Below are 25,674 nucleotides of genomic sequence, written 5' to 3'. Positions count from 1 at the left end.
GAATCTATCGGACGGCGGACCACCGGGCCGAGCCGCCCCGGGGACCGGGATGCCCGGTCCGGCTGCGCGTCAGGACAGCAGACCGCGCCAGCGTTCGGCCGAGTCCAGCATGTCCTGGATGACCCGCTCCAGGAACGCCCCCGCCTTGCCCAGCCGCTGCGCCACCGGGCTGTCCGCTCCCAGCGTCTCCAGGAGGTCCGCCGCGACCCTCGCCGTCTCCAGCGTCTGCCGGGAGCTGATCACGATCGACCGGTACCAGGCGTCGTCGTCGAGCACGTAGACGTCGCGGCGCCGCTGCGGATCGCGCTCGCGGCGGACGTACCCGTTCTCGACGAGGTGGTTGACCGCCACGGAGACGGAGGCCGGACTGACCCGCAGTCGGCGGGTCAACTCGGCGGCGGTGCGCCGGCCTTCCTCGGAGAGCAGCAGGTCGACGTGCACGCGCGCCGTCATCCTCGGCATCCCCGACCTGACGGCCGCCTCCACGATCCCCTCCGCCACCGCGTCGACCGCCGGCCCGGACGCGGGCGGCGCCGACGGCGTGCCGCGCCGCGCGCGCCGGGCCGTCGCCTGCTGCGCCAGCTGGGGCCGGTAGCCGGAGGCGCCGCCGTTGCGCGCGACCTCCCGGCTGATCGTCGAGGTCGGCCGGTCGAGCCTTCGGGCGATCTCCGCGTAGGAGAGCCCGTCGGAGAGTCCGGCCGAGATCCGTTGGCGGTCCTGCGCGGTCAAGCGTCCTCCTGGCATGCCGCCAGTATTGCCTTCGCCGCCATCCATTGCAACGGCCCATTGCATTCGAGCGCAGCCTCATTGCATCAATTTATGGCCTCTCAGCTGCACATATGCAAATTCCATAATTGACGACACCATGAACGCAACGTAGCTTTCGAGATATACCGAACGTATGCCGGAAGCACCTCCCCACGAGCCGAGGACCCGCCATGGGCGAATCTCCGCACACCGCCACCACACCGCCGACGACCCGCCGGTCCGGCTGCCCCTTCGACCCTCCGGCCGAGCTGCTCGAAGCCCGCCGGCAGGGCCCCATCAGTCCCTTCACCCACGTCGGTGGCAACCCCGGCTGGCTGATCACCGGCTACGACCTCGTCCGGTCGGTCCTGGCCGACCCGCGCTTCAGCTCCCGCAAGGACCTGATGAACGTCGTCGACTTCGCCCTCCCGCCCGCGCCGCCCGGCGAGTTCCTGCTCACGGACGACCCGGAGCACGCCCGCTACCGCAAGCCCCTGGTGGGCCGGTTCACCGCCCGGCGGATGCGGCAGCTCACCGAACGCGTCGAGCGGATCGCCGCCGACTGCCTGGACGCCATGGAACAGGCCGGCCCCTCGGCCGACCTGGTGACCGCCTTCGCCAAGCCCGTCCCCGCCATCGTCATCTGCGAGCTGCTGGGCGTCCCGTACGAGGACCGGGACTCCTTCCAGAGCCAGATCGAGACCTTCCTCAACGGGGAGGCCGACCCGGACGAACTGCTCGCCGCCTACACCGCCACCCAGCGCTACCTCGCCCAGCTGGTCGCCGCCAAACGCGCCCACCCCACCGACGACGTGCTCAGCGACCTCACCGACAGCGACCTCAGCGACGAGGAGCTCCAGGGCGTCGCGCTCATCCTGCTCTCCGCGGGATTCGACACCACCGCCAACACCCTGGCCCTCGGCACCTTCGCCCTCCTCCAGAACCCCGACCAACTCGCTGCCCTGCGCGCCGATCCCTCCCTCACCGACCAGGCCGTGGAGGAGCTGCTGCGGTACCTGAGCGTCGCCAAGAGCTTCATGCGGACGGCCCTGGAGGACGTCGAACTCGCCGGCGTGACCATCGAGGCCGGCACGACCGTCGTCCTCTCCTACCACACCGCCAACCGCGACCCCGACCGCTTCACCGACCCCCACACCCTCGACCTCCACCGCCAGGACGGCACCCACCTCGCCTTCGGCCACGGCGTCCACCAGTGCCTCGGCCAGCAGCTCGCCCGTATCGAACTGCGCGTCGCCCTCCGCGCCCTCCTCGACCGCTTCCCCACCCTCCGCCTCGCCGCCCCGCCCGAGGACATCCCCCTCCGCCCCGAAGCCGCCGACATCCACGGCGTCAAGAGCCTCCCCGTCACCTGGACCCCCTGACCGGGCGACGAGCCGCCCGGTCCCGTATGGACCTACAACCCGCGGAAGCCCACGCCCACCGACAGCCTGACGCACCCGGGGCTCTCGTCCAGCGCCCCGGCCGCCCCGTGGAGCTCATCCCCGCCGATCGCGATCCCGGCGCACACGGCCCCGCAGGCGCGCAGGCGCCGAAGACGTGCTCGCACAGCCCGCGCCCCAGCCCGTCACGGCGAGGATTCCGGCGCGCCCGCGGAAGGTTCTCGCCGTGACCAGGAAGATGTGAGCCCGTACTCGCACGAGAGCGTGCCTCAGGTTTCCGGACCAAGGCTTGACCTTGTTATGTTTCCGGACGAGATCGATGGCTGCCTCCGGTGACGAGACAGGGCGCTCGTCACCTCGGAGGCTGGAGGAGCTGTGGCGTATCTGATCCGGCTGTTCGGACACTCCTCGAATCCGGTTGCCCATCATGCGTGCGAGGAGTTGCTCGCAGCGGTCATGGAGGCTGACCCGCTCATCCACGAGGTTGGTGACCGCCGCGGGGGCGTTGGTTGGATCAGCTTCGAGTTGGCCGCATCGCGGCCGAGCCGCTCGACCGCATCGACCCGCGTTGAGGTCAACACAAGGCCTGACGTGCTGGCACTCTGCTTGCAGAGTGACGAGGCCGAAGTCGTGAGCGGCGATCTGGCCGGTAGCAATGTGATGGTCGGGCTGACTCTCAGTGGTGAGACGGACTGGCAGTCCGTCTCGGCCATTTGGCGTGCAACGCGCGATCTGTGGGCGACAGTGGCCTGGGACGAGGGTTCCGGCTTTGGCGCCTCTATGGACGATCTGTAGGCAGCGCCGATCACCGCGAGGCCCGGAGTGAGTGCGCGGGGACAGGTCACCATGAAGGCCCCCGGCGAGGTCGCGGCGCAGCCCGCAGAGGCGGAAGGGGTTGTTGTCGCGAGCGCGAAGCAGCACCCGCCCTGAGACAGAGGTCCTCGGCCCCGCGATGCGCACGGTCAGCGTCGCGACACAGCTCCTCCAAAGCCGACTTACCCAGGGCCCGCAGCACACGGAAGACCGCCCGCACACCCATGCAGGAAGGTACGAGGACCAGCCGAAACCCCGGTGTCACCCCGCGCAGAGCCCACGGTGCGGCCCGGACAGAAAATCCCCCGGCTCCGAAAAGCATTTTTCGACTTACCGTTACATTTCGCACTAACTTGCTGCACCGATTCACCGGGAGTTAGCCCCTCCAGGGCCTTCCAGCCCACACCCGCGACAGCGGGCGGCACAGAACAGGGAGAAGGGCGGAGCGGAACCCAAGACCGAGTCGCACCGCGAGGCACCGCCGGCCCCTCGCGGGCCGGGTGCAGGGCTTACTGGCCGTTTCAGGATGCTGTTCGCAGTCGTCGGAGGCAGATGATGCTGCAGGCAAGATCGAGCAGGCTTTGATGGAGATCGGCGCGTCGCCCATTGCGGATGCGGAGTCGTTTGAACTGGTGCAGCCAGTCAAAGGCGCGCTCTACGACCCAACGGACTCTCCCCAGCCCTGAGCCGTGGGCAATGCCCCGTCGGGCGATCATCGGCTTGATGTCGCACGCCCGGGCAGGCCTCGAATTGGCGGGACTGCGGAAGCCCGAAGCCGCCCAGGGTGTCGGCGACGGTGCTTGGGAGCGGACGGCAGCAGCGGGGCCAACCGCTCTCACAAGTCGTCTGGAACAAGATCGGTGCGCACCGGGGTGCCCTGGCGAACAAGATCACCGGGCGCAAGAGCCGGTCTCGATCCGTTGCGAGGCGATCGGTTATGCCTTGGTGACCGCGGGCGGGTTCCAGGTCCCGTCGAGGGCTTCGGGCTTCGGTGCGTAGAGGCGCATCGTGATGCCGAGTGGGCCGGAGGGGGCGGGCAGCCAGTTGTTCAGCCGGTCCGGCCCCGGGTTGTGCTGGGAGATGTAGATGGTGAGCGATCCGTCCTGCGTGTCGTAGTCCAGGGTGTCGCGGTCGCCGAGGGCGAAGCGGTCGAGTTCGTTCGCGACCTGGTAGCCCTCGCCGTCGTACATGGTGACCGACCAGAAGGCGCCGGCGGGCGGCATCGCGTCGGCCTCGAACCGCAGGAGGTAGTCGTTGTCGCCGTTGACGGGCTCACTGTCGGCGTCGGTGGCCAGTACAGGGTAGACGGCATCCTCGGGAGGGTTGGCGCCGAGGCCGCCGGCGGCGACCACTGCGCGCTTGAAATAGCTGTTGCCGTAGGCGCCCATGGTGTCGAGAGAAGTCCGCCAGCCGTTGGCCGCGGTTCCGAAGCCGGCCATCGACCCGAGGATCTGGGCGAGGGCTTCCTGCGCGCCGGCGTCGATCTCGGCGAGGTCGGCCTCGGTGAAGCGGCCGGGGTCGAACTCCTGGCCCGCCACGATGCCCAGGTTCGCGATCCGGGCCAGGACGGAGAAGTCCGCAGCGTGGGGCGGGTTGGCCGCCAGCGTCTGGGCGGCCCACGTGAAGAAATCGACCGCGCTGAGGTTGTTGACCAGGGCGAGCGCGTCGGCCTCCACGTCGATCTGATCGTCGAGCTCGTACTCGCGCGGCGGAACCGCGTTCAGCGTGTAGCCGTCCTGGACCTTGTGGACGGCGGTGTAGTCGGCCGGGCCGTTGGTCTGCGTCCGGCCGATGATCCACACGTAGGGGGTCGGTGCCCGCAGCACCGTCACCCCGGCCCGCGGAGTGCCGTCATAGTCGGGGCCGACGATGAGGTAGTCCTGGTCGCCGGTCCCGGTGGTGCGCTTGCCGATGGTGGCGAACACGTCGGTCCACATGTCCATCAGCGGGAGCATGAAGTACCGGTCCGCGGTGTCACTCACGCGCAGTTCCACCGTGCCGGCGGTCAGGTCCAGCCAGGCGTTGGAGTACAGCGTGTCGAAGTTCGGCCGCACCACGGCCCGGAACTCCGCCGAAGGGAACTCGCGCAGGTGGTGGAACTCGTTCGGCGCGCCGTAGCCCGGCTTCTCCGTTGCCATGGGAGAGGTGGCCTGTCGGCGGCTGACGTCCATCATCACCAGCGGGTAGAGGTAGGTGTACGCCTCGCGAGCCAGGGTCCGCGGATCAGCCGACAGCATGCTCATGCCTCAACGCCTCCAGAGCGTGACGGCCCCCTAGCCGAGAGCCATGAACAGTCTGTCGTCGGACGACCCGCGGCGCCAGAGCGCCTCGCAAGCCGGCTGCTGCTGAACCGTCGGTGTGCCTGCGGAAGTCATTCTGAAACGGTCAGTCGGGGTGGCCCGCGGCAAGCGCGCCGAGCCGGTCATTCCGGGACCGTACCCGCCTCACCCGCGCCGGGCGGATCGACGAGACAGAACAGTGCTTCCCGTCGACGCCTGGGGGTTGAGTACGGGTACTCATGCGGCGGGACGGCCCGGCGGGGAGCATCGACGCCATGACCAGTCGACAGCTCGACGTCGCGAGCAGCCAGAAGTGGAGGGCGGCGCGCTTCGGCGCGGCCGGTGTGCTGGTGGTCGGAGGGATGTTCCTCGCCGGCCTGAAGGCCATCGACCTGTGGCGGGGCGAGACGTTCCCGGTCGCGGATCCCGTGGCCGTGGCGCAGCGACTGGACGCGCAGACGCAGACGATCTACGACGCGCTGCAGCTGCCGCAGGCGCGGCTCGACCCCGATTGGCCCGGGGGCGGGATCGAGGCCACCATCGACAACTGCCACCCCCGCGGACTGGGGAACCTGTCCTCCGTCCTGAGCGACTCCCCGCCGAACGAGCCCGGTACGGCCGCCGTGAACGAGAGCTGGGCTCTGGAGGGCGTGCCTGCGACCGTGGCCGCGGAGGCGATGGCCAGGGCCGAGCGGACCCTGACGGCTGCCGGGTGGAAGGCCGTGTCCTACGCCGGAGCCGAGGCGGGGGACGCCTCCTTGAAGCTGACGCCCCCGGCCGCCGACGACGGCGTGGTGGTCAGGGCAGGGGTGGTCGCCTTCCCCAGCGGCGCTCTGGAGGTCTACGCGACCACCGAGTGCCTTCGCTACCCCGACGGCACCGAGGCCGACCGTGAGGGCAGGCCGTACGTGCCCGGCCGGCCGGACGCACCGTCCCAGCTCCGCTCCCGACCGGATTCGCCGTAGGCGCGGCCCGCAGAAGCGATCGGATGAGAGGGCCGCCCCTTGGGAGAACGCCGAACCATATCGGCCCGCTTTCGGCGGCCTGGGCCCGCGGCCGCTGCCGCGATACCGCACCCGCCCAGTCACATTGCGCGAGCACGTGCTGACCGCCGCTCCGGACGGAGCGCGACTTGACGCAAGGGCTTCAGCGCGGCGATGAGCTCATCGCGCAATGGCCGAAGAACGAGGCGGAGCCGGTCAAGTACTGGATCTCCAACCTGCCCACCGACATCCCGCCCACGGATCTGGTCCGATCGGCAGAGTCACGCTGGAGGATCGAACACAACTACCACGAGCTGAAGACCCGCCTGGGGCCTGGACCACTTCGAGGTCCACTCCTTCACCGGCTGACACCTCCACGTCACCACCACCTGACAGCGCACTCCTAGGAGAGCCCGAGGAGGCGTTCCCACCAGGGGACGGGGGTGGGGACGGGGGGCCCGGTGACGATCGGGACGAACCGGCTCTCGATCGGGGTGTCCCACTCGACGAGGGCGGCCGGGAACCAGGTGACCGGCTCGGTGTCGTCGAGGGCGTTGGCCCAGTCGGCGAGGCGGTCGGCGGGCTCGCGGGAAGGGAGGAGTCCGCGCTCGTCGGCGGTCACCCCGAGGTCGCGCACGGCGTCCTGGTAGAGGTCGTTGCAGAGCCAGCTGTGGAGTATGCCGCCGTCGTAGCCGAGCACCTCCCAGCCGATCTCGCGCCCGCCCCCGGCCGGCTCGGGAGCGGGGCCGGCACCGGCCGGGCGGTCCAGGTGGGCGAGCAGCACCGGCTCGTACACCGCGGACGCGCGAATGGCGGAGACGAGGCCGGCGGTGTGCTCGGCGGGTACCAGCAGCGCGAACAGCCGGGCTCCGGCGGGCAGCTGGATCGTCGCGCAGGCGTCCAGGGCCTCCTGCGGGGTGTCGAACCAGCAGCCGTCCACCGGCAGCCGGTCGAGCAGGCAGTCGCAGGCCGTGGTCAGCCGCTCGTGCGGGACGTCCACGCCGGTCAGCGGTTCGGGGGCCGCCACGAAATAGCCCGCGAGCAGCGGATCGCCGGTGGCCGGTGGGGCGGGCGGCACGGGAGTGCGGCGGCGGGGCGATCCCAGATCTGGCCGGGCTTCGCCCGCGCGGGGCGGGCGGCGCTCGGCGAGCCAGAAGAGGTAGCCGCGCAGGTACTCGTCCAGGCCGCGGTCGAGATAGGCGATGTAGTCGCGCAGACCCTGCGCGGCGTCCCGGTGGTGCTCCCGGTACTCGCCGCGGATCCGCGCCTGGATGTCGGCGGCCGCGACGGCCCACTCCCGGACCCGGCCGCGCTCCTGCCACCAGTCGCGCACGGCCGGGACGGTCCAGTGGTCGTCACCGTCCATCGCGAAGCCGCCGTGGCCGAAGAAGCAGCCGTGCACGAGGTCGTAGACCTGTGCCGGGTCGGTCGGCTGGCGGTAGACGAACTCCTGGCCGCCGTCGTCGTAGACGATGTGGAAGGGCGCGTCGTGCCGTCCCATCTCCATGGTGTCCGTGTCGGCGCCGTAGAACGGGCCGGGGACGTTGCGCCAGTTGCGCTCCCGCCAGAGCCCGCCGAACTGGTCCAGGTGCCGGTCCTCGGCGAGCAGACGTCGGGCGGTCGGCAGCGGATCCCAGTAGCCGCCTGCCGTGGCGTGGTTCCCGTCGTCCATGGGGAGAGGTCCGTTCTGTGGCCGGTCGCGGACTGCCAGTGTTATCAGATGCGGGAGGCGGCGGTGCGACCCCGTCCGGGGTCGGGGGCGGTCTCCGGACGGCGGCGCAGCAGGGCCGCGACGAGCGCGGCGCCTGCCAGGGCGGTGAGGCCGGCGGCCGGCAGGGTGTGGTCGAGGGCGCGGGCGAAGACCGTCCCCCAGCAGATCGCCAGGAAGGCCGGCCGGAGAGCGGCCGGCGCTCAAGGCGGAGGCGGTGACGTCCGGATCGGCGACCCCTTGGAGGCGGGTCCGTGCTCGGCGCGGCTACGGCCGCTGGGCGGCCATCCGGTCGAGGACGAGGCGGCCGCGTGCCACGAGGTCGTCACGGGCCTTGGCCAGGCCGCTGCGCAGGTAGGACGTGCCGAGGCGGACGGTCAGCAACTGCAGCAGCCGCTGTTCCTGTCGGAGTCCCGGCGCAACCACGGACAGCCGCTGACGCTGTGGACCTGGTCGAAGGTGGTCCGCCGGATCGCCCTGGAGGCCAGGGTCCCCCGGTCTCGACCCACACCACCCGGCACCTGGGTCCGACCGGTCTGGCCCGCCCTTCGCTTCCCCGTGTCCTGACCGGGTCTGACGCTGGTCGGCCCGCTGGTCCCGGAAGCGCCACCGCCGGAACCGGCCAGGGTCAGGCCGGGACGCCGAGCTCGGTCCGGCTTCGGTGGAGGAAGTCGCGGACCGCCGTCCCGCGCCGCCAGGGGGTGAGGGCGGCGTTGAACTCGCGGACGTAGTCCTTGGCCCGGCTGGACTGGACGCGAACAAGGATGTCGACGGCCTGGTTGCCGAGCTCCAGACCCTGGTCGAGGTCCTTGCTCTGGAGGTAGGCGGTTCCGACGATCGCCAGGCGCATGCCGACGGAGCGGGTGAACACCCCGGTCGGCATGGCGGCGGCCTGAGCGTTCCAAGCCAGGGCTTCCTTCGGCCTCTTCAGGTCGCGGAAGACCTCGGCCGCGTCCGCCGAGAGCCGGGCGTGGTGATAGAAGTCGATCCACGCCGGCTCCTCGGCGCGGTCGCGGGCCCGGTCGAGCAGAGTTTCGGAGGCGGCCAGCGCGGCGGCCGCCGCCCTCGCGTTGCCGTCGCGGGCATGGGCGCGGGCCTCGATGAGTTTCGTGAAGGCCAGCACCCTCGGGGCTGCCTGTCCCTCGGCGCGGGCGAAGGCCCCCTGGGTCATGTCGATGGCCTCGCCGGGGAAGCCCCGCAGCAGGGCCTGCATCGCCATGGTGGTGAGCACATAGCAGCCGAGCTGCACGTCGCCGCCGGCCCTGGCAAGGCGGAGGGCCTGGATGAAGTGGCGCTGGGCGGCGTCGTGCTGTCCGACGTCGAAGGCGGTCCAGCCCGCCAAGCGCGACAGCTGGGCGGTCGCCGAGAACAGCTCGCGGCCCACGGCGTCGGAGAATGTGCCGGTCAGCAGGGGGGCGGCCCGGTGCTGGAGACAGTCGGTGACGGAGTTCGCCTTCCAGTTGCCGCCGCCGTATTTGGAGTCCCAGCGGCGGGCCTCGTCAGCGGCGTCGCGGAGCTCGTCCAGGTCGGCCCGGCCGACGCGGGCGCCGCCGCGGTGGTCGGCCCGCTCGTCGGCCGGGTTCACCAGCCACCGGGTCACCGGGGTCGTGAACGAGGCGACGGCGAAGCTGGATCCGGTGAGGAAGTCGCGGCGGTTCACGGAACTCCAGAACGAAGTGGCGACGCGCACGGCGTCGGCGGGGTCTCGCGGGAAATCCAACCCCACCTCGGCGTCCGGTGTCTCCGCGTCGGCCATACCGATCTCCGCCAACTGCACTGGCCGGCCGAGCCGTTCGCCGATTGCCCGGGCCAGCAGCCTTGGCACCGGCCAGTCGGGGACCATGCCCCGGCGGCACCAGTTCGCGATCGAGGTGTGCGTATATGTCGTGGTCAGCCCGGCCTCAGAGGTGAGCTGGTTCACGCGGTGGGCCAGCGATTTGTGGCTGGCACCCTCACACTTTTCGATCATCCGGGCCAGCGCGTGGTTCGGCGGCTTGGCCCGGCGGGTGGTCGACGCCACGGCGTCCCCCTCATCCGTTCCCCGGCTGGGCACGGGGAGTCGTACTCGATTGGGCACGAGAAGTCGTATCCCCCGGCACGGAGGCCGGGTCACCGAGGGTATTGCCTCCACCGCTCGTGGTGGACCGGATTCGCGAGTTGTGAGCCCCCCTGCGAGCCCTGCCCACACCGGCCGTCAGACGGTTGCCTGGTGTTCCGGGCCTCTGCCGGGACCTGGGGAATCACCTCCCGGCGGGGGCCACCACCGATTCACGCTCAGGGGTGACAACCAGATGTACGGAATCGCAGGACCGGCCGGCGCGGACGCCGCCCGCCACGGGACGACGGTCACGGCGGTGGGGACCACTCGGCGCCACAGCGGCCCGGACGGCACCCTGCGCCTGCTCTCGGCCGACGGCCGGGCGGTGCTGTCCATGAACACCCTGCTGATCGTCGACACCGCCGCCGATCCCGGCCCCTGCCAGGACCCCGCGGGCAGCATCGTCCGCGCCTTCAACGGCGAGACCTGCACCTACCGACGGGCGGCTGCGGCCCCGGCAAGAGCCTGGCCGCGGCGATCGTTCGCGCCTTCGACGAGGAAACCGGCCTGACCGTCGGCGACGGCCTTGCCGAGTTCTTCAGGATCCGGGACGTCCACGGCCCGGGGCAGAGCATCACCTTCTTCGCCGGCTCCTGGGCGGCGACGAGAGTGCGCTGCCACTGGCCGAGGACGTCAGTCTCCGGTTCTTCGCCCCCGAGCACCTACCCGATCCGGCCCTCCCGCCGTTCATCCGCGACGACATACACCGTTTCCCGGCCGCCCGACCCGGCACCTGACACCCCCGTCCATCGAGGGGGCCGGGCGCCCGACCGGACGCCCGGCCCTGCCCCCTTTGGAAGGACACCTTCGTGAAGCTCACCGTGATCGGCTGCGGCTACCTCGGCGCGACCCACGCCTCCGCGATGGCCGAGCTCGGCCATCAGGTCCTCGGCATGGACACCGACACCGCCAAGGTCGACGCCCTGAACAAGGGCCGGGCCCCGTTCGTCGAGCGCGGCCTGGACGACCTGCTCGCCCAGCACACCGCCACCGGACAGCTCGGTTTCACCGACTCCTACGCGGAGGCCGCAGCCTTCGCCGACGTCCACTTCCTGGGCGTGGGCACCCCCCAGCAGGACGGCAGCGGCGCGTACGACCTCACCCATCTGCACACCGCCGTCCGCCGCCTGGCCCCCCGGCTCGGCGACGGCGCGCTGATCATCGGCAAGTCCACCGTCCCGGTCGGCACGGTCGCCCGTCTGCGGCAGACCCTGGACCAGCACGTCCGCGCCGGGGCAAGCGTCGGCCTGGCCTGGTCGCCGGAGTTCCTGCGCGAGTCCTTCGCCGTCCTGGACACCCTGGAGCCGGACCGGATCGTGCTCGGCATCGAGGACGGCGACACCCGCAGCGAGGCCGTCTTCCGGAGGGTCTACGCCGACGTCCTGGCCAAGGGCTCACCGCTGATCGTCACCGACATGCCCACCGCCGAGCTGATCAAGGGCGCCGCGAACGCCTTCCTCGCCACCAAGATCTCCTTCATCAACACGATGGCCGAACTCTGCGAGAAGACCGGCGCCGACGTCCAGCAGATCGCCCTCGCCCTCGGCCACGACCACCGGATCGGCGCCAAGGGCATGCGGCCCGGCCTCGGATTCGGCGGCGGCTGCCTGCCCAAGGACCTCGCCGGGTTCACCCACCGCGCCGAGGAGCTCGGCGCGGACACCGGCCTGCTCCGCCAGGTCGCGGCGGTCAACCGGCGCCGGCGCGAGCACACCGTCGAACTCGCCCGCGAGGTGCTCGGCGGCGCCCTGGCCGGCAAGAGGATCGCCGTCTGGGGCGCCGCGTTCAAGGCCCACACCGACGACATCCGCGACTCCCCGGCCCTCGCGGTCGCCGACGCCCTCCAGCGTGCCGGCGCCGAGGTCACCGTCCACGACCCCGCCGCAATGGAGAACGCCCGCCGCACCCACCCCCGGCTCGACTACGCCGACGACCCGGCATCGGCGGTCACCGGCACCGGGCTGCTGCTGCACCTGACCGACTGGCCCCAGTACTCCGACGCCGACCCGGCCGACCTCGCTCGTCACACCGCCGTCCCCAAGGTCATCGACGCCCGCGGCACCCTCGACGCGAACCGCTGGCGCGCGGCCGGCTGGACCTTCCGAGCCCTCGGCCGCCCCTGACGGGAAGGGGGAGCAGACGAACGGCGTGTCACCCGGCGGCGACCGGGACATCATCGACTTCGAGCATGAGGACCCGCAGATGGCGGGAACAGTAGAAGTGGCCCTGAGGTGGCGCGACACCGACGAAGAGCGCGTCCAGAGCTTCGCCAACAGCCGGCCCACCGGCGGCGGCACGCACGAGCGCGGCTTCCGCGACGGGGTGGCGGCGGCAGTCAACGCGTATGCGCGGAAGCGCCGGCTGCTGGCGGTAATGGACCCCGATCTCGCTGCCGACCGGATCGGCGCCGGTCTGACGGCCGTGGTGTCAGTGAAACTGGACGACCCCGAGTTCCATGGCGCGATCCGGGACGTGCTGGGCAATGCCGTCGTGCGCGCCTGCGTAGAACGGGCCGTACGGGAACACCTCGGCAGGTGGCTGGAGGGTCATCCGGATCGGGCTGCGGCCGTCATTGACCGGATTGTCCACCGCGCCCACTGGCACTGACCGGCAGGCGAGAAACACACGCGCACACCGGCTGATACTCCGGCAGGACTTCTCCACTACCGCTGGTCAACGGCCCGGGAAGGGGAATCGCGGTCGGGCGGGTGCGGGACGTTCGGTCGAGTCCCGCCGCAGGCCGGAGGAGCTACGAAGGGGCCGCGGGCCGGGCAACTCCCCGTGATCTCGGTGGTTCTGATGCCCTGCTATGGTCCGGACCCGTGACGGACAGGGTGCAGAAGCAGTACAAGGCGATGCGTGGGCACTTCCACCAGGCCGCGGAGCAGCACGGATTCACGCTCGACCCCGCCCAGGAGTTCCCGGTCGAACGACTCAGCCGGCTGGCCGGCGAGCTGGCCCACCCGGCCTGGCGGCTGCGCCGCAGTCCGCGGCATCTCTACCTCTGGGGCCCCGTCGGCCGCGGCAAGAGCTGGCTGGTGAACACCTTCCTCGACGGGCTCCCGACCACACGCAAGCGGCGGCTGCACTTCCACGACTTCTTCCGCCGACTGCACGAGGGTGTCGCCCACCACACCGAGAGTCGGACCGCGGACGGCACGGCGGTGGACCGAGCCGTGGACGAGCTGCTCGGCAACTGCCGGATTCTCGTCTTCGATGAGTTCCACGCCCACGACGCGGGTGACGCGATGCTGGTCGCCCATCTCCTCCGCACCCTGCTGGACCGGCGAATCACTCTTGTCACCACATCCAACTACCCGCCCGCCGGGCTGATGCCCGACCCGCTGTACCACCACCTCTTCGAGCCGACGATCAGGCTGATCGAGGAGCGGATGGACGTGCTCGATGTCTCCGGACCGGTCGACTTCCGGCAGCAGCCCCGGTCGGACCGCGCTCACGGGTTCGGCCTCGGCGCCCGTCTCCGCCCCGGCGACGAGCCCTCGGTCGGTCTCACTCCGCCCGGGCCCGGGGAAGCGGGTTCGGTGGCCGCCCACCACCGTGAGCTGTCGGCCCGGGCAGTCCGCGAGGACCACGTGTGGTTCGGCTTCCAGGAGCTGTGCGAGGGCCTCACCGCCGTCGCGGACTACCTCGCACTCGCGGACCGCTTCCCCACCATCGTCCTCGACGGCGTCCCAGCGCTCACCGAGGCATCCCCCGACGGCCGTCGGCGCTTCGCCAACCTGGTCGACGTCTGCTGCGACCGCGACGTCCGCCTGGTCCTGGTCGGCGCTGATCCGCTCGCCGGCCTCTCCACCGACTCCACCCTCATGCGCGACCTCGACCGCACCGCCAGCCGCCTCGCCCTCCTCCGCCGGCCGGCTCAGGAGGCCGCCGGCTGAGCGCCCACCGAGCAACCATCGGGAACGGAGAAGTCCTGCTGGAGCCACGCGGTGCCTGAGCGGGAGGCGGTGCGGTTGCAGCGACCCGGCCAGGGCGAGCAGCGCGGCAGGCCGGGACCGGAGGCGGACGTGGGGTCGGGTGGGCGGAGTCATCACGGTCATCCGATGTCCTGATGAAACAGGGCGGCGGCCCGGCTGCGGCAGCAGGGCTTGTGTGCCAGGCTGAAAAGGTCCGGCCATCACCACGACGGTTGCACTGTCTCCACCCCCGTCGATGGGAGGAATGGGCATGCCCGGTTGGTACGTTCACATGCAGGCTGCTCAGGACACCGCCGAACGGCTGCGCGCCGGCTCAGTGCCCCCGGGGGTGATGATCGGTGTGGCCGATGCCCAGGAGATCGGCGAGGTCTGCCACACCTGGCGCAACTATCTCGCCCTCGGTTCGCTCGGGCCCGACCTCTTCTACCTGCTGCCCGACTTCGCGGACACCACCGGCTGTGTGATCCGCCAGGTCGTGGGGTGGGCGCTGGACGTGTGGGAGGAGATCGACCACGAGTTCGTCAGCAAGTGGGAGAAGTGGATTGGTCCGATCAGTACCAACGCCTCGCAGCTCGCTTCCCAGCTCACAGGCGGGCTGTCCAATCAGTTGGCCCAGGTTCTGGACGAGCTCACGGCTGCCGTGATGAAGGCGTTCGAAGGGCTCCTGGCTCAGATGGGCGACTGGTTCGGCGCCCTCACCTCCGGTGTGCCGCAGGGCTACGGCGACAGCGCCTTCTACTGGTCCGACGTCTTCCACTACCGGCGCACCTACCAGTTCCCGTTCGTCCTCTTCCGCCAGGCCCGGGCCGCCCGCGCAGCCGCCACCACCGACGAGGAACGCGCGGACGCGGATGCCCGGACGGCCTTCGCGGTCGGCTGGATGACGCACTGCGCGACCGACGTCGCAGGCCACCCGTTCACCAACGCCAAGGCCGGCGGACCGTACCGCGACCACTGGCAGCGCCACCACCTGGTGGAGAACCACATCGACAGCCAGAACTACTCGGCCGTCAACTCCGGCCCGTGCTACGGCGAGTACGGCACCAGCGCGCTGCACTTCCGGCTCGCCTTCCGCCGCCGCAGCGAGGCCCCGTACACCGGACGGGACGACGGACCTGCCTACGACTACTTCACCGGATTCCCCGCGTACGACACCTCGGACGGCCCGACGCCGGCCGCGGAACGCGCCGCGTTGTTCGACCTCGACTCCGGCGGCCTGCCCGGCCACCTCACCGACGCCGTCCTCGCCGCGATGGCGGCTGTCCACCCGGACGGACCGAAGATCCTCACCCAGGACCCGCCGTTCTCCGCGACCGACGGTGCGGGAGATCCCGACGGACGCCCCAACGCCGAGGCCATGGCCCAGATGTGGGACATCGCCTACAGCTACCTCAAGCTGGTCTGCCATGACGGCCTCAGTCCCGCGAAACCCCGACCGCCCGAACTCTTCACCGACCATTCCTTCCCCACGCCCCCGGGAGGCGGGGGTGTCGACGACGACCCGGCACGCGGCGCGGACGTCGACGACGATGACGACTTCTCGCTGCTGGACCTGATCCTGGCGATCTTCGCGTGGGCGGTCTACCTCGCCGAGGTGGCCCTCTGGCTGGCCACGGTCCTGCCGGGCCTGATCCTGGACGCCTCCACGTTCCCAGCCCGTGAGGTCATTTACTACACCGTCATCGTGCCGGCGTGGAACCTGTTCATGCTGGCCCGCCGGGCGCTGGTCATGTCGGGCTTCCTGATGCCCAAGCCCGAGGAGATCGCTCCCGGGCTCACCGTGCTCGGCACCGCCGGCGGCATCTTCTCCGTCATCTCGGCGCTGGACGACCCGTTGGGGACGGGCACTCCGCAGCAGATCGTCACCGAACCCTCGGGCCGGCTGACCCGCCACACGGCATCCGGCCTGGACCCCGCGTATCCGCGCAACATCGTGCGCGACCACCCCGACGACGTCTCGGACATCGACCTGGTCCACGCGCTGGGCCTGACCGGAGACCTGAAGTATGCCGGAGACGGGGGCGCCGAGTTCAGACCCAGCGAATGGGTGGCACCCTGGCGCTACCCGCTGAGGAACCAGGCCGGGCGGTGGGTACCGCAGGAGGGCGCACCCTCCCACGTCGGCCCCTACCTCGCCGGGCAGCCGAGCACCGTCCTGCTCAGCGCGCTGGCCGGCCACGACGGCGCGCGCGCACGACTGGAGGAATGCGCAAGCCCGCAGGAGACCTTCGAGGCGCTCGACGCGCTCCTGCCGGACGACGCGCACCTCGGCGGCCCGGTCGACTACGGCACCTACCTGGTCGCCCGGATGCTGGCCGACCGGCACAACGACGAGTTCGGCGTACCGGACTTCAACCTGGACAGCGACCGCGGCTACGCCTGGCACTGCTGGGACTGGGACCGCCACCACCTCGGCCGTCCCCGACCGGGCGAGCGCGGCGTGTGGGAGTGCGTCCCGGACCATTCCCCGACCGCGCAGAGCGACTTCAGCTATCCGCAACCCTGCACGCCGCCGCAGTTCTTCCACGCCGGCCACGACAACCCGCGCCAGGCGGACGGCGCCGGGCACCCGTTGGACAGCCAGTGGTACGACCCGCACCTCGATCTCAAGGCGCACTACCTGGCCCGCAAGAACGTCCCGCCGCCGGAGGACGGCGACGACCCGTGCCGCCCCGCCGGCAAACCGCACGATCTGAACCTCGGCCGGCAGTGGCCCCAGGGAACGTTCGGAGGAGACCGATGAACGGCTCTCGGCCCGAACACCCCGCGCTCGACCTCGACGAACTGCGCCGCCAGCGCGGCGAGGACCCGCCCGAGGTGGTCGGCCGTCCACCCGAGCACCCCGACGGCCCGGACCCGAAAAAGGACTTCGTCCCCGATCCCGGCCGCGCCGAAGAGTGGCGCAAGCTCGCCTCCACCATCGCCAAGGAACACCGGCCCCACCGGGAGGACGTCTATCCGTACCTGCTGGTGCGCGCGTTCTCGCCGGGCGACCGCGGCCAGCGCCCGATCTGGCCCCCGACGCCCTGCTGGGAGTCCCCCGACCTGCTGCTGATCGACGCCTCGTACACCGGGCCGTTCGACCCGGGGCGGCTGGTCGTCTCGCCGGCTGCGGGACGCGCCTACCGGGTGTTCGTCAGGGTGTGGAACCTGGGCCTGTTCCCCGGCGTCGGCGTGCATGTGCAGGCGTGGGCGGTCGCGACGGGGTTCTTCGGCGCAGCCAACACCGATGACCCGTACTACCAGCAGCATCATCTGGGCGGCGCGTGGGTCGATCTGAAGGACCGCCGCGATCCCGGCTGCGTCGCGATCGTCGAGCTCGACCGCCGTTGGAGGGTCGATCCGGAGCTGATCGGTCATTCCTGCATGCTGGCCTCGGTCAGCTGCCCGGCCGACCACTTCACCGGAGCCCTGCTCGTGAACAAGTACCGCCACGTCGGGCAGCGGAACCTGACCGTGCTCGGCCCCGAGGAGGACGCCCAGCCGCTGATCGCCCTGCTCGCGGGACGCGTACTGCCACGGGGCTTCACGCTCGAACTCACCCACGGCGGACCAGCGGCCCGGCCGCTGCTCATGGCAGTCGGCGGACGGGAGGCCACCGTGCCGGAACTGGGCGAGATTCAAGGCGGGGTGGACATCGGGGCATCGGCGCACCTCTTGACGGCCTTCGAGTTCGACGGGAACACGGTCGTGGTCCCGAGCCAACGGCTGGCGCGGCTGGTCGGGCTCGAACCGGCGAAGGTGCACCCGTTCGCACAACCCGGCGGCACCCGAATGCTGCTGGAGCACCTCGGACCCAACGTCTGGAGGGACATCGGCCAGGTCATCGACGCACCGCTCACCCACGCGCTGGTCCCCGGCCTCATGAACGCGCTCGGCATCGACGACCTGCGCACCGCCACCCTGGCCAAACGCTTCGGCGGGCCGGAGGACGCCCAGCACCTCCTCCGCTTCACACTCACCTCACCCCAGGGCGAACTGGTCGGCGGCTACTCCATCGTGGTCGGCCGACTACCGGTGTGAACCGGTCCGCCGCGTCGAGCCGCCGACGGCTGTCGCGGTTCCGCGAAGTCGCGCGCAGGACCCCGCGGCCGACGGCGACGACGACCGAGCCCGGACCAGCATCGCTTCCTTCCCGCGGCGAGGTGTGTCGGACTACGCGCCCGCCGGCCTTCAGGACAGGCCGGTCGGCACCGGGGCAGGAGCGCTGAACACCTCCCGGGCAGCCTGGGTCCGGATCTGGCGCTGGGGAGGATCGACGGTGGGAGGGCCGTCTGCGGGACCGGTCACATTGGGGGCCGTTGCGATCGGTTCCGTGGCGGAGCCGGCCCTCGGCGGCGCAATCGCCGCCCCTTCTCTCCCGGAGAGGAGCCGGGGTGGCGTCCGCGCCACACGGCGGGGCCGTGTTCAGCACTGGCCGGCGTGGTTCCCCGGGTCGATCTGCGCCACGTCCACCGCCGGCCCGTCGCCGCGCCGGACCGCGGCCCGGTACTCGCCCCCGAGCGCGTCCGGCACGGTCGCGGTGTAGACGGTCCGCTCCACCCCGCCGGCCTCGGCCGTGAAGGCCTTCCGCACGGCGAAGTCCCGCTGTCCGCAGGAGACCCGGTCCACCGTCTCGCCGCTGGACAGCAGCAGGACGTTCCACACCGGCCGGCCCTCGACCTCGGCCCATCGGGCACTCAGGAACAGCGCGACCCCCGGCACGGCCCTGGTCGCGAGCTCCGCGGCGTTGGAGCACTGGGTGACGGCGGACCCCCCGTCGCTCGTCCGGGCGACGCAGATGTCACCCGTGTCCTCGGTCTGCCAGACGAGGTAGGGCCGGTGCCCGGAGTCGAAATCGGCCAGGACGGTCCGGTCGCCCGCGGGCGACCGCCCGTCCCGCGCCGCCTGCTCCAGTACCGTGCGCCTCAGCGCGTCCGGGAACCCGGCCGACGAGCCGCCGACCGCGACAGCCCCGGCGGAGGCGTCCCCGGAGGGGGCGTCCCCGGACGGCGGGGCCGGCGCGGCGGCCGTAGCGGAGGGATCCGCGACCGTTCCGCTCCCGGCCGGACCGCAGGCGGCCACCCCCGCCAGCAGAGCGGCGAGAAGTGCCGTCGCCCTGGCGGCTGCACTGAGGTTCATCCGGGTCCCTCCTCGTCGAGTGGGGAGGGGCACCAGCCGACGACGCCACCGGCCCACCGGCCCGTCCCCGCCTTCGGCACCCCGCCGCCGATGATCATCTCGGGCCGCTGCCGTACACGGTGGAACCCGGTTGTGAAGGTCATACGTTCCCCATTCCCCGCCCATCACACCGACGCCCCCGTGAATGCAGGTGGTCCGGTACGTGGTGACGGTCCCGAACGGGGACAGCCGGAAGGTCTCGCCCGCTCGCGTCCAGGACGCCGACCTTCCCCGCGCGCGGCCCCGCCAGACCGGTCAAGGGGTGTCGCCGGCCCAGTCCCAGCGGCGTGGGTCTGCGGCCCGCAGCACGTAGCGGGCCCGGCCGCCGGCACCGTAGCGGCCGATCTCCGTCAGCAGCGCGGCACCGTCGGCAAGCTGCCCGGCGCTCCAGCCGGTCACTTCCAGCAGCAGGCCGTCCAGGGGGCCTCCGCACAGCTCCCGGTACTCGCGCCCGGGCCGCGGGCCGCAGTCCTCGTCGTAGTCCGCCCCGTACACCCGGCCCCGCATCAGCACCTCGTCGTCGTCCATGCCCGCCAGCATCCCAACCACCACCGACACCCGGGCCGTCACTCGGCCGCGGCCACCACCTGCCCGCACGGCCCGCCGGCCGTAGAGTCCGAGGCAATGACCGCCCAGAGCGACTTCGACCGGATCGCCGACGAGCTCTACACCCTCGCTCCCGGCAACTTCACCGCCGCCCGCAACCGGCACGCCGACCGGCTGAAGAAGACCGACCGGCCCCTCGCCGCACGGATCCGGGCGCTGCGCCGCCCCACCCAGGCCGCGTGGGCCGCCAACCTCCTCGCCCACCACCACGAAGACCTCGTCGCCGAACTCCTGGACCTCGGGGAGGAGCTGCGGGCCGCGCAGGAGCAGCTCGCCGGCGACCGGCTCCGCGTGCTCGGCGAGCGGCGCCGGCAGCTGGTGCGGGAGCTGCTCAGCCGGGCAAGGGGAGCGGCCGAGGATGCCGGGCATCCGCTGGGCACGGAGGCCGCTGACGAGGTGGAGCGGACGTTGAGCGCGGCGCTCGCGGATCCGGACGCCGCCGAGGCCTTCGCCGCGGGCCGCCTCGCTGCCGCCTTGGAGCCGGTGGCCTGGCCCGGCACCGCAGCCAACGGGCCGGGTATCAGCGCGGCAGAGGCAGCGCCCGGGCCGGCTGCCCCGGGACGGAGGAGACCGGCGCGGGTGCACGGCACCCGGCCATCGTCGGATGCCGGTTCGGCGCCGTCGCACCGGGCGGCCGATGGAGCGGACGGCGCGGGGAAGCGGGCCGAGGCCGAACAGCGCCGACGCGACCGGGAACGCGAGCGTGTCCTGGAGCAGGCGCGCAAGGATGCAGAGGCGGCGGAGCGGGCCGGGCGGGAAGCGGCCGACCTGCGCGATGCCGCCGAGCGAGTGCTCGCCGACGCCGAGTCCGCTCGGCAGAAGGCGCGGGACGAGGCCGAGCAGGCCCGGGAGGCGCTCGCCGCCGCCGAGCGGCGCGACGAGCGCGCCCGGGAGGATCTCGGCCCGGCCGAGGAGCGAGTGCTGGCCGCGCAGAAGGAGGCCGGGCAGGCCCAGGATCTGGCGGGGCGGGCGAGCGAGGCCGCCCTGGCCGCGGCCGAGAAGTTGCGTGAGCTGGAGTCCGGCGACCGGAGGGAGCGGTGAGGAGTCGGGCGAGGGCCGGGCCCCGGAACGCTGCGGGGGTTCGACGGGCGGCTGGTGGTGCAGGCGCCCGGTAGGGCGTCGTCGCTGCCTCCGAGCGAAGCCCAGCGGGGCGGCGGCACCCGTCGGCCCAATCCCGCGTGCGCGCCACCGGGCCGGCGGCGACCCTGACGGTGATCCGCCTGCCGCCGTCGGCAACCGGCCCGGCGCGGTGCAGGTCGGCGGCCGCGGCTGGGAACTCGCACAGCGCGAGCCGGACGGCTGGCACGACGGCCTGGTCGCTATCGACGCCGAGGCACTGCACGAGCGGCTCGCCGCCGGCGAAACCTTCACCGACCCGCTGGTCGCCAACGACTCCTGGAGGATCACCGGCCCGACCAACGGCCGGCACCTCCAGGTCGTCACCGGCCCGCACCACGAATGGCGGCAAGCCCGGGTGGTCGACATCCACGACGCGCACCGCGTGAGCGGCCCGGGCCTCGCGATGATGCTCGTCACCCGCTGCGGCCGCTACCCGGTGGTGGAGCACGACGGAGAACTCGCGGAGATCGACGGGGCCACCGCCGCCCGGCTCGTCTACCGCCTGCCCGAGACGTGGGAGGACCGGCTTCCGCCGGTGCTGCTCGCCGCCCGGCACGCCCGCCGTCTCGTCGAAGCCCTCGCGCTCCCGGCCGGCGCCGACGCCGAACAGGCCCGGGCCGCTGTACGCGCGGCCGCCACGGTCACCGAACTGCTGCGGCACACTGTCGCCGCCGACATCCGAGCGCAGCGCGGGATCGCCGCGCAGCGCCTCGTCGAGCACCACGGTTCCCAGGCTGCGGCCCGCGCGGAGCTGGGCATCGCCGCGTCCACGCTCTCCGAGTTGCTCTCGGGGCGTTGATCAGCGGCCCGGGCGCCTGCGGGTATCCGCGAGCGTTGGTGGTGGTTGGGCCGCGGTGGCGATCGTACGCATCTCGGCGGGGGCAAGGTCGAGGCGGGCGGAGCGGATGGTTGTGGCGAGGCTGGTTGCCGCTGCGGCGTGGTGGTCGGCATCCTCGCGCCCTTGCGCTGGGGGACACCGGACCCCTCCGAGGGGCCCACTCGAACGTGAGGCCCTCGGAGGGGTCGTGGGCGTCGGGCCCGCAGGCTGGCCGGTGTCAGATCCAGGTGTAGTTCTCGTCGGTGATCGGTTCCAGCTCGAAGCTACGGACCGGTGCGGTGGGGTTGTCGAGCTCGGCGATCTGCTTGCCGATCGGCGGGAAGAGCGGCAGGTCGTCGACCTTGCGGTAGTCGTGCCACTCGATGGTGCCGATCTCGTGGCTGCCGTCGGGGAGTTCATCGAACTCTTGGGTGGCGAGGCGGGCGCGGACCTCGGGGGTGACGTGGAGGCGGTAGATCAGGTGGAACTTGCGGGGCGGCGGGGTCGAGCCGGGCCGGCTGATCATGGCGTCCGCCATCCAGATCAGCTCCGGCTCGGTGGACGCCAGGTCGCGTCCGAGGCCGAGTTCCTCTTCGAGCTCGCGGTACAAGGCCTCGCGGTAGTCCTCGCCGTCGTGCACGTTGCCGCCGATGGTGGTGTAGTGCACGGAGTCGGCCCGGTCCCGTCGCAGCAGCGCGACGTCGTTGCCGCAGAAGACCAGGCCGGTGACGCGGACCTTGATCCTGCTGAACGGTTCGGGCGTCGTCGCTTCGGTGGTGCTCATGGGGTTGGTTCTCCTCGGTGGGGATGGCGTGTGCCGGGGGATTCCAGCGGTCTCCCGAATCAACGACTGGGAGGAGTCGGTAGGTTGGGGTGTTCTAGCTTGCCCCGGGGAATCCTTGGGCGGCGCGTGCGTCGGTCTGGGCGATGTGTTCGATCTCGACGCCGGTGAGGGTGAACTGGCGGAGCCGGCGGCCGGTGGAGCGCATGACGGGGGCGAGGTGGCAGGGGTCCATCTCCTCGATGAGGACGGTGGGCTGCTCGGTCGGCGGGTTCTTGCGGCCGGTGACGGCGAGCGGCAGGCGGCTGTCGGTCCAGGGCAGCGGGGTGATCCGCCAGATCGGGCCGCGGACGGTGGAGAGGCTGGCCTGCCCGAAGCCGCGTTCCTCCCGCAGGGTCATGGGCTCGCCGTCGGTGGCGGCCAGGCCCCGGAAGAGGTGGAGGGAGCGTCCCTGGTTGACGATCTGGCCGGTGTCGATGGTGAAGTCGCGGGAGAAGAACGCGGCGGCCGGGTAGCCGGCCGCCAGGAGCGCGCGGGTGTGGACACCGACCATCGGGATCACGCGTTCGCGCAGGTGGGGCGGCGGCGGTCCGGTCGACGGGGTCGAGGGTCTGGGCCTTGAAGCGCAGGGCGGACAGTACGGCGCCGATGAGCGCGTCGTCCGCCTCGGTGGTGGCCTTCACCGCGTGGGGCAGGACGATACCGGGCAGGTAGTCGGGGTTCTGCGCGCGGGTGTTGATCGTGTCCGCGATCTCGGGCCGGCGCGCGTGGAGGACGACGTCGCACCCGGCGTCGGCGAGGACCTGCGCGAACGCGGTTCCCCACGAGCCGGCCCACAGCACTGCGACGCGGGTCATCCCTACCTCCAGGGGGTCGTGGATCCGGTGCCCGCGCCGGCGGGCCCGTTCACGGCAGCGTACTGAGCGGCGGAGACGGGGGCGTGCCGGTCAGGGGCGGCGGCGAGGGTGGGGAGTGTGCGTTCGGCCTCTGTGAGCATGACCTCGGTCTGGGTGGACTACGCGGGGCGGCCGGTCGCACGTTCGGCCGCCCCGCGTTGCGCTACGGCTATGTGGTGGGAAGAGAGGCGGTCGAGGTGGTGGTGAGCGTGGCGGCGAGGTATTCGCGGGCTTCGAGCGCTGCGTCGAGGTATTGGTCGCCGGTGAGGACCGTGCCGTGGACGGTGAGGGTTCCGCGGACGACGACGAGCTGGCAGGCGTCGTGGCTGAGCTCGGCGGTGTGCACGGTTCCGGGGTAGACGAAGTGCACCGACTCCGGTCCGAACTCGCGCATGTACTGGGGCTGGCCGGCCTCTGCCCGCGTCTCGTTGGCGTAGCCCTCCAGGAGGGCGGTGCCGGTCAGGGTGAGGACGGCGGCCTTGTCGGTTGCGGCGGTGGGGGCCGTGTGGTTGTCGGCCGCGAGGCGCAGGTACCAGGAGTCCTGGTCGTGTGTGCCGAGGTAGAGGTCGGTGCGGCCGTGGCCGGTGTAGGAGCGGTGGGCGTTGTTCGGGTCGGCGTCGGCCAGCAGGGCGCGGACGACGGTGATGATGGAGGGGAGCCACCCAGGGGCGAGGGGGGCGCCGGCGGCGGGGACGTCGCGGGCGTGGCCGGAGAGGTCGAGCAGGTCGAGGACGGGCTTGGGAACGGCGGTGTAGGCGGGGGCGGGGGTCACAGGAGCTCCGTCCGGGCGGTGATGATGCCGCGTTCGGCGAGGTCGCGGGCGACGGTGGTGTGGCCTTCGGGGGTGAGGGGGAAGGAGCGTCCGGAGGCGTCGTCCTGCTTCATCTGCTGGACGCCGCCGTTGAGGTCGTCCTCGGCGGCCCACCAGGTGGGCTGTCCGTCGGGGCCGGACAGGAACAGCGTCGCGGTGCCGGCCTCCATGATGGTCTGGTGGATCAGGGGGTCGCCGAGGCCGTAGCCGGTGCCGGCGTTCTCCACCGCGATGATCCCGGGGGTGAGCTCGGCGCTGGTGAAGGGGCCGGCTTCTCGGCCGTCGGTGCGGCGGTGCCAGGCGTGCAGGTAGTTCCCGGTGAGGGTGCGGGCGACGAAGGGGCGCTTGTGGGTGTGCGGCGTGAGGTCGCGCAGTGCGCCGTGGAAGTAGTGCAGGCGCAGGCACCAGCGGGCTTCGGGGTGCTCGGTGAGCAGGAGCCGGGTCATCACCGGGTGCTGTTCGGAGCGCGCCATCAGGCGCGGGGTGTCCGGCACCCCGTGGACGAGGGAGCTGAGCAGTTCCCGGTTGTCGGCGAGGTCGCGCAGGATGGCGGCGGCGTCGATGACGTGTTCCCGCGGGTCGCCCCAGTCCACGGCGTCCAGGCGGACGTCCAGGTCGGTCACGGTCTTCAAGTTCACTCCTAAGCGCCTTGACGTGTAAGGGAGTTGACGGTTTCCCTGCTACCCTTATCGTCCAGTTGATCCGGGTTTGTCCGAGGAGGGGTCATGGGCCTGCTGCCCACGTGGATGCGTGACGCGGTGATGCCGCTGTACGAGAGCCGGGTGATCAAGGGGCTCGCCGGGATGGAGCCGCCGCGGCACGTCGGGATCATGTTGGACGGCAACCGGCGGTGGGCGCGGGCGGCCGGCCACCGGGACGTCGCCGAGGGGTACCGCGTCGGTGGCGCGAAGGTCGGTGAGTTCCTGGGCTGGTGCCAGGACGCCGGTGTCGAGCACGTCAGCCTGTTCATGCTGTCCGACGACAACATGGCGGGACGGCCGGAGAAGGAGCTGGTTCCGCTGCTCGGCATCATCCAGGACACCGTGGCCGGCCTGGCCGCATCCGGGATGCCCTGGCGGGTGCGGGTCATCGGCAGTCTCGACCTGCTGCCCGCCGAGCATGCCGCCGCGCTCAAGGAGGCCGCCGCGGCCACCGAGGCACGCGGCGGCATGCTGGTGGACGTCGCCGTCGGCTACGGCGGCCGCCGTGAGATCGTGGACGCCGTGCGCACCGCCTTCCGCCGCCACATCGAGGCCGGCGGCGATCCGGCCGAACTCGCCGACACCATCGACATCGACCACATCAGCGCGAACCTCTACAACAGCCACGGCGCCGACCGGACGGACCTGATCATCCGCACCTCGGGCGAGCAGCGGCTGTCCGGCTTCCTGCTGTGGCAGAGCGCGTACAGCGAGATGTACTTCGAGGACGTGTGCTGGCCGGACTTCCGCCGCGTCGACTTCCTGCGGGCGCTGCGCTCGTACGGGCTGCGGGAACGCCGCTTCGGCAAGTAGCCGC

24 protein-coding genes and 2 pseudogenes are annotated in these 25,674 nt (G+C 71.7%); 13 read left to right on the top strand and 13 right to left on the bottom strand.

The features are described 5' to 3' along the window. Window positions 1-69: 69 nt before the first annotated feature. A complete protein-coding gene (locus ACFC0B_RS03655; RefSeq protein WP_376081589.1) occupies window positions 70-729 on the bottom strand; it encodes a helix-turn-helix domain-containing protein in 660 nt (219 codons plus the stop codon). Between the two features lie 209 nt (window positions 730-938). On the opposite strand from ACFC0B_RS03655, the gene ACFC0B_RS03650 reads away from it, so the two are divergent. Then, window positions 939-2,129: a cytochrome P450 gene (locus tag ACFC0B_RS03650; RefSeq protein ID WP_376081587.1), complete on the top strand. Its 1,191-nt coding sequence runs from the start codon at window positions 939-941 to the stop codon at window positions 2,127-2,129. Window positions 2,130-2,522: 393 nt separating this feature from the next. After that, window positions 2,523-2,942 (top strand): hypothetical protein, encoded by a 420-nt coding sequence (locus ACFC0B_RS03645; RefSeq protein WP_376081584.1) that lies wholly within the window; start codon window positions 2,523-2,525, stop codon window positions 2,940-2,942. A gap of 539 nt (window positions 2,943-3,481) precedes the next feature. Here the strand turns inward: ACFC0B_RS03645 and ACFC0B_RS03640 are convergent. Continuing rightward, a pseudogene (locus tag ACFC0B_RS03640) lies at window positions 3,482-3,706 on the bottom strand (transposase); the annotation flags it as partial. A 189-nt stretch (window positions 3,707-3,895) separates the two neighbouring features. Then, complete coding sequence (locus ACFC0B_RS03635; protein ID WP_376081582.1) at window positions 3,896-5,203, bottom strand: DUF1254 domain-containing protein; 1,308 nt, start codon at window positions 5,201-5,203, stop codon at window positions 3,896-3,898. A gap of 311 nt (window positions 5,204-5,514) precedes the next feature. Here ACFC0B_RS03635 and ACFC0B_RS03630 point away from each other — a divergent pair, with 311 nt between their 5' ends. Next, window positions 5,515-6,204: a hypothetical protein gene (locus tag ACFC0B_RS03630; RefSeq protein WP_376081579.1), complete on the top strand. Its 690-nt coding sequence runs from the start codon at window positions 5,515-5,517 to the stop codon at window positions 6,202-6,204. Window positions 6,205-6,625: 421 nt separating this feature from the next. On the opposite strand, the gene ACFC0B_RS03625 is transcribed toward ACFC0B_RS03630, so the two are convergent. From ACFC0B_RS03625 to ACFC0B_RS03615, 3 genes are all read right to left on the bottom strand, one after another. Continuing rightward, complete coding sequence (locus tag ACFC0B_RS03625; RefSeq protein WP_376081577.1) at window positions 6,626-7,894, bottom strand: hypothetical protein; 1,269 nt, start codon at window positions 7,892-7,894, stop codon at window positions 6,626-6,628. Window positions 7,895-8,197: 303 nt separating this feature from the next. Then, window positions 8,198-8,356, bottom strand: a complete 159-nt coding sequence (locus tag ACFC0B_RS03620; RefSeq protein WP_376081574.1) for a hypothetical protein — start codon at window positions 8,354-8,356, stop codon at window positions 8,198-8,200. Window positions 8,357-8,558: 202 nt separating this feature from the next. Next, entirely contained in the window at window positions 8,559-9,950 is a 1,392-nt protein-coding gene (locus ACFC0B_RS03615; protein WP_376081571.1) for a sporulation protein, read from the bottom strand. A gap of 271 nt (window positions 9,951-10,221) precedes the next feature. Here ACFC0B_RS03615 and ACFC0B_RS03610 point away from each other — a divergent pair, with 271 nt between their 5' ends. The 7 genes from ACFC0B_RS03610 (at window position 10,222) to ACFC0B_RS03580 (ending at window position 17,989) form a co-directional block, all read left to right on the top strand. Next, window positions 10,222-10,539, top strand: coding sequence for a hypothetical protein (locus ACFC0B_RS03610; RefSeq protein WP_376081569.1), 318 nt, complete (start codon window positions 10,222-10,224; stop codon window positions 10,537-10,539). Continuing rightward, entirely contained in the window at window positions 10,455-10,841 is a 387-nt protein-coding gene (locus ACFC0B_RS03605) for an NUDIX hydrolase (RefSeq protein ID WP_376082397.1), read from the top strand. The genes ACFC0B_RS03610 and ACFC0B_RS03605 overlap by 85 nt, the downstream gene beginning before the upstream one ends. Further along, complete coding sequence (locus ACFC0B_RS03600; protein WP_376081568.1) at window positions 10,838-12,151, top strand: UDP-glucose dehydrogenase family protein; 1,314 nt, start codon at window positions 10,838-10,840, stop codon at window positions 12,149-12,151. Before ACFC0B_RS03605 ends, ACFC0B_RS03600 begins: the two co-directional genes overlap by 4 nt. Before the next feature lie 25 nt (window positions 12,152-12,176). Beyond that, complete coding sequence (locus ACFC0B_RS03595) at window positions 12,177-12,635, top strand: hypothetical protein (protein ID WP_376081565.1); 459 nt, start codon at window positions 12,177-12,179, stop codon at window positions 12,633-12,635. 215 nt (window positions 12,636-12,850) lie between these two features. Further along, window positions 12,851-13,927 (top strand): cell division protein ZapE, encoded by a 1,077-nt coding sequence (gene zapE / locus ACFC0B_RS03590; RefSeq protein ID WP_376081562.1) that lies wholly within the window; start codon window positions 12,851-12,853, stop codon window positions 13,925-13,927. Between the two features lie 310 nt (window positions 13,928-14,237). After that, window positions 14,238-16,709, top strand: coding sequence for a hypothetical protein (locus ACFC0B_RS03585; protein WP_376081560.1), 2,472 nt, complete (start codon window positions 14,238-14,240; stop codon window positions 16,707-16,709). Further along, entirely contained in the window at window positions 16,706-17,989 is a 1,284-nt protein-coding gene (locus ACFC0B_RS03580; protein ID WP_376081557.1) for a hypothetical protein, read from the top strand. The genes ACFC0B_RS03585 and ACFC0B_RS03580 overlap by 4 nt, the downstream gene beginning before the upstream one ends. 384 nt (window positions 17,990-18,373) lie before the next feature. On the opposite strand, the gene ACFC0B_RS03575 is transcribed toward ACFC0B_RS03580, so the two are convergent. Both ACFC0B_RS03575 and ACFC0B_RS03570 read right to left on the bottom strand, forming a co-directional pair. Further along, window positions 18,374-19,087, bottom strand: a complete 714-nt coding sequence (locus tag ACFC0B_RS03575) for a hypothetical protein (protein ID WP_376081554.1) — start codon at window positions 19,085-19,087, stop codon at window positions 18,374-18,376. Window positions 19,088-19,381: 294 nt separating this feature from the next. Next, window positions 19,382-19,654, bottom strand: coding sequence for a hypothetical protein (locus ACFC0B_RS03570; RefSeq protein WP_376081552.1), 273 nt, complete (start codon window positions 19,652-19,654; stop codon window positions 19,382-19,384). Between the two features lie 96 nt (window positions 19,655-19,750). Between ACFC0B_RS03570 and ACFC0B_RS03565 the strand changes: the two genes are divergently transcribed. Then, complete coding sequence (locus ACFC0B_RS03565; protein WP_376081549.1) at window positions 19,751-20,773, top strand: hypothetical protein; 1,023 nt, start codon at window positions 19,751-19,753, stop codon at window positions 20,771-20,773. Between the two features lie 208 nt (window positions 20,774-20,981). After that, window positions 20,982-21,650, top strand: coding sequence for a hypothetical protein (locus ACFC0B_RS03560; RefSeq protein ID WP_376081547.1), 669 nt, complete (start codon window positions 20,982-20,984; stop codon window positions 21,648-21,650). Between the two features lie 256 nt (window positions 21,651-21,906). Here ACFC0B_RS03560 and ACFC0B_RS03555 read toward each other — a convergent pair whose 3' ends face one another. The 5 genes and pseudogenes from ACFC0B_RS03555 to ACFC0B_RS03535 form a co-directional block, all read right to left on the bottom strand. Beyond that, the gene (locus ACFC0B_RS03555; protein ID WP_376081544.1) at window positions 21,907-22,452 is read right to left on the bottom strand and encodes an NUDIX hydrolase; all 546 of its coding nucleotides are present in this window, start codon (window positions 22,450-22,452) and stop codon (window positions 21,907-21,909) included. Between the two features lie 94 nt (window positions 22,453-22,546). Further along, window positions 22,547-23,002 carry a hypothetical protein gene (locus tag ACFC0B_RS03550; protein WP_376081542.1) on the bottom strand — a complete coding sequence of 152 codons (456 nt, stop codon included), beginning with the start codon at window positions 23,000-23,002 and terminating at the stop codon, window positions 22,547-22,549. Window positions 23,003-23,150: 148 nt separating this feature from the next. After that, window positions 23,151-23,306, bottom strand: a pseudogene (locus ACFC0B_RS03545) (glycerol-3-phosphate dehydrogenase); the annotation flags it as partial. 208 nt (window positions 23,307-23,514) lie between these two features. Next, the gene (locus ACFC0B_RS03540) at window positions 23,515-24,117 is read right to left on the bottom strand and encodes a hypothetical protein (RefSeq protein ID WP_376081540.1); all 603 of its coding nucleotides are present in this window, start codon (window positions 24,115-24,117) and stop codon (window positions 23,515-23,517) included. Next, window positions 24,114-24,788: a hypothetical protein gene (locus ACFC0B_RS03535; RefSeq protein WP_376081537.1), complete on the bottom strand. Its 675-nt coding sequence runs from the start codon at window positions 24,786-24,788 to the stop codon at window positions 24,114-24,116. Before ACFC0B_RS03535 ends, ACFC0B_RS03540 begins: the two co-directional genes overlap by 4 nt. A gap of 93 nt (window positions 24,789-24,881) precedes the next feature. On the opposite strand from ACFC0B_RS03535, the gene ACFC0B_RS03530 reads away from it, so the two are divergent. Next, window positions 24,882-25,670, top strand: coding sequence for an isoprenyl transferase (locus ACFC0B_RS03530; RefSeq protein WP_376081534.1), 789 nt, complete (start codon window positions 24,882-24,884; stop codon window positions 25,668-25,670). Window positions 25,671-25,674 lie beyond the last annotated feature (4 nt).

Source organism: Kitasatospora sp. NPDC056184, from assembly GCF_042268405.1.
Taxonomy (GTDB): Bacteria; Actinomycetota; Actinomycetes; order Streptomycetales; family Streptomycetaceae; genus Kitasatospora.
This window is presented reverse-complemented; position numbering and strand designations above follow the sequence as displayed.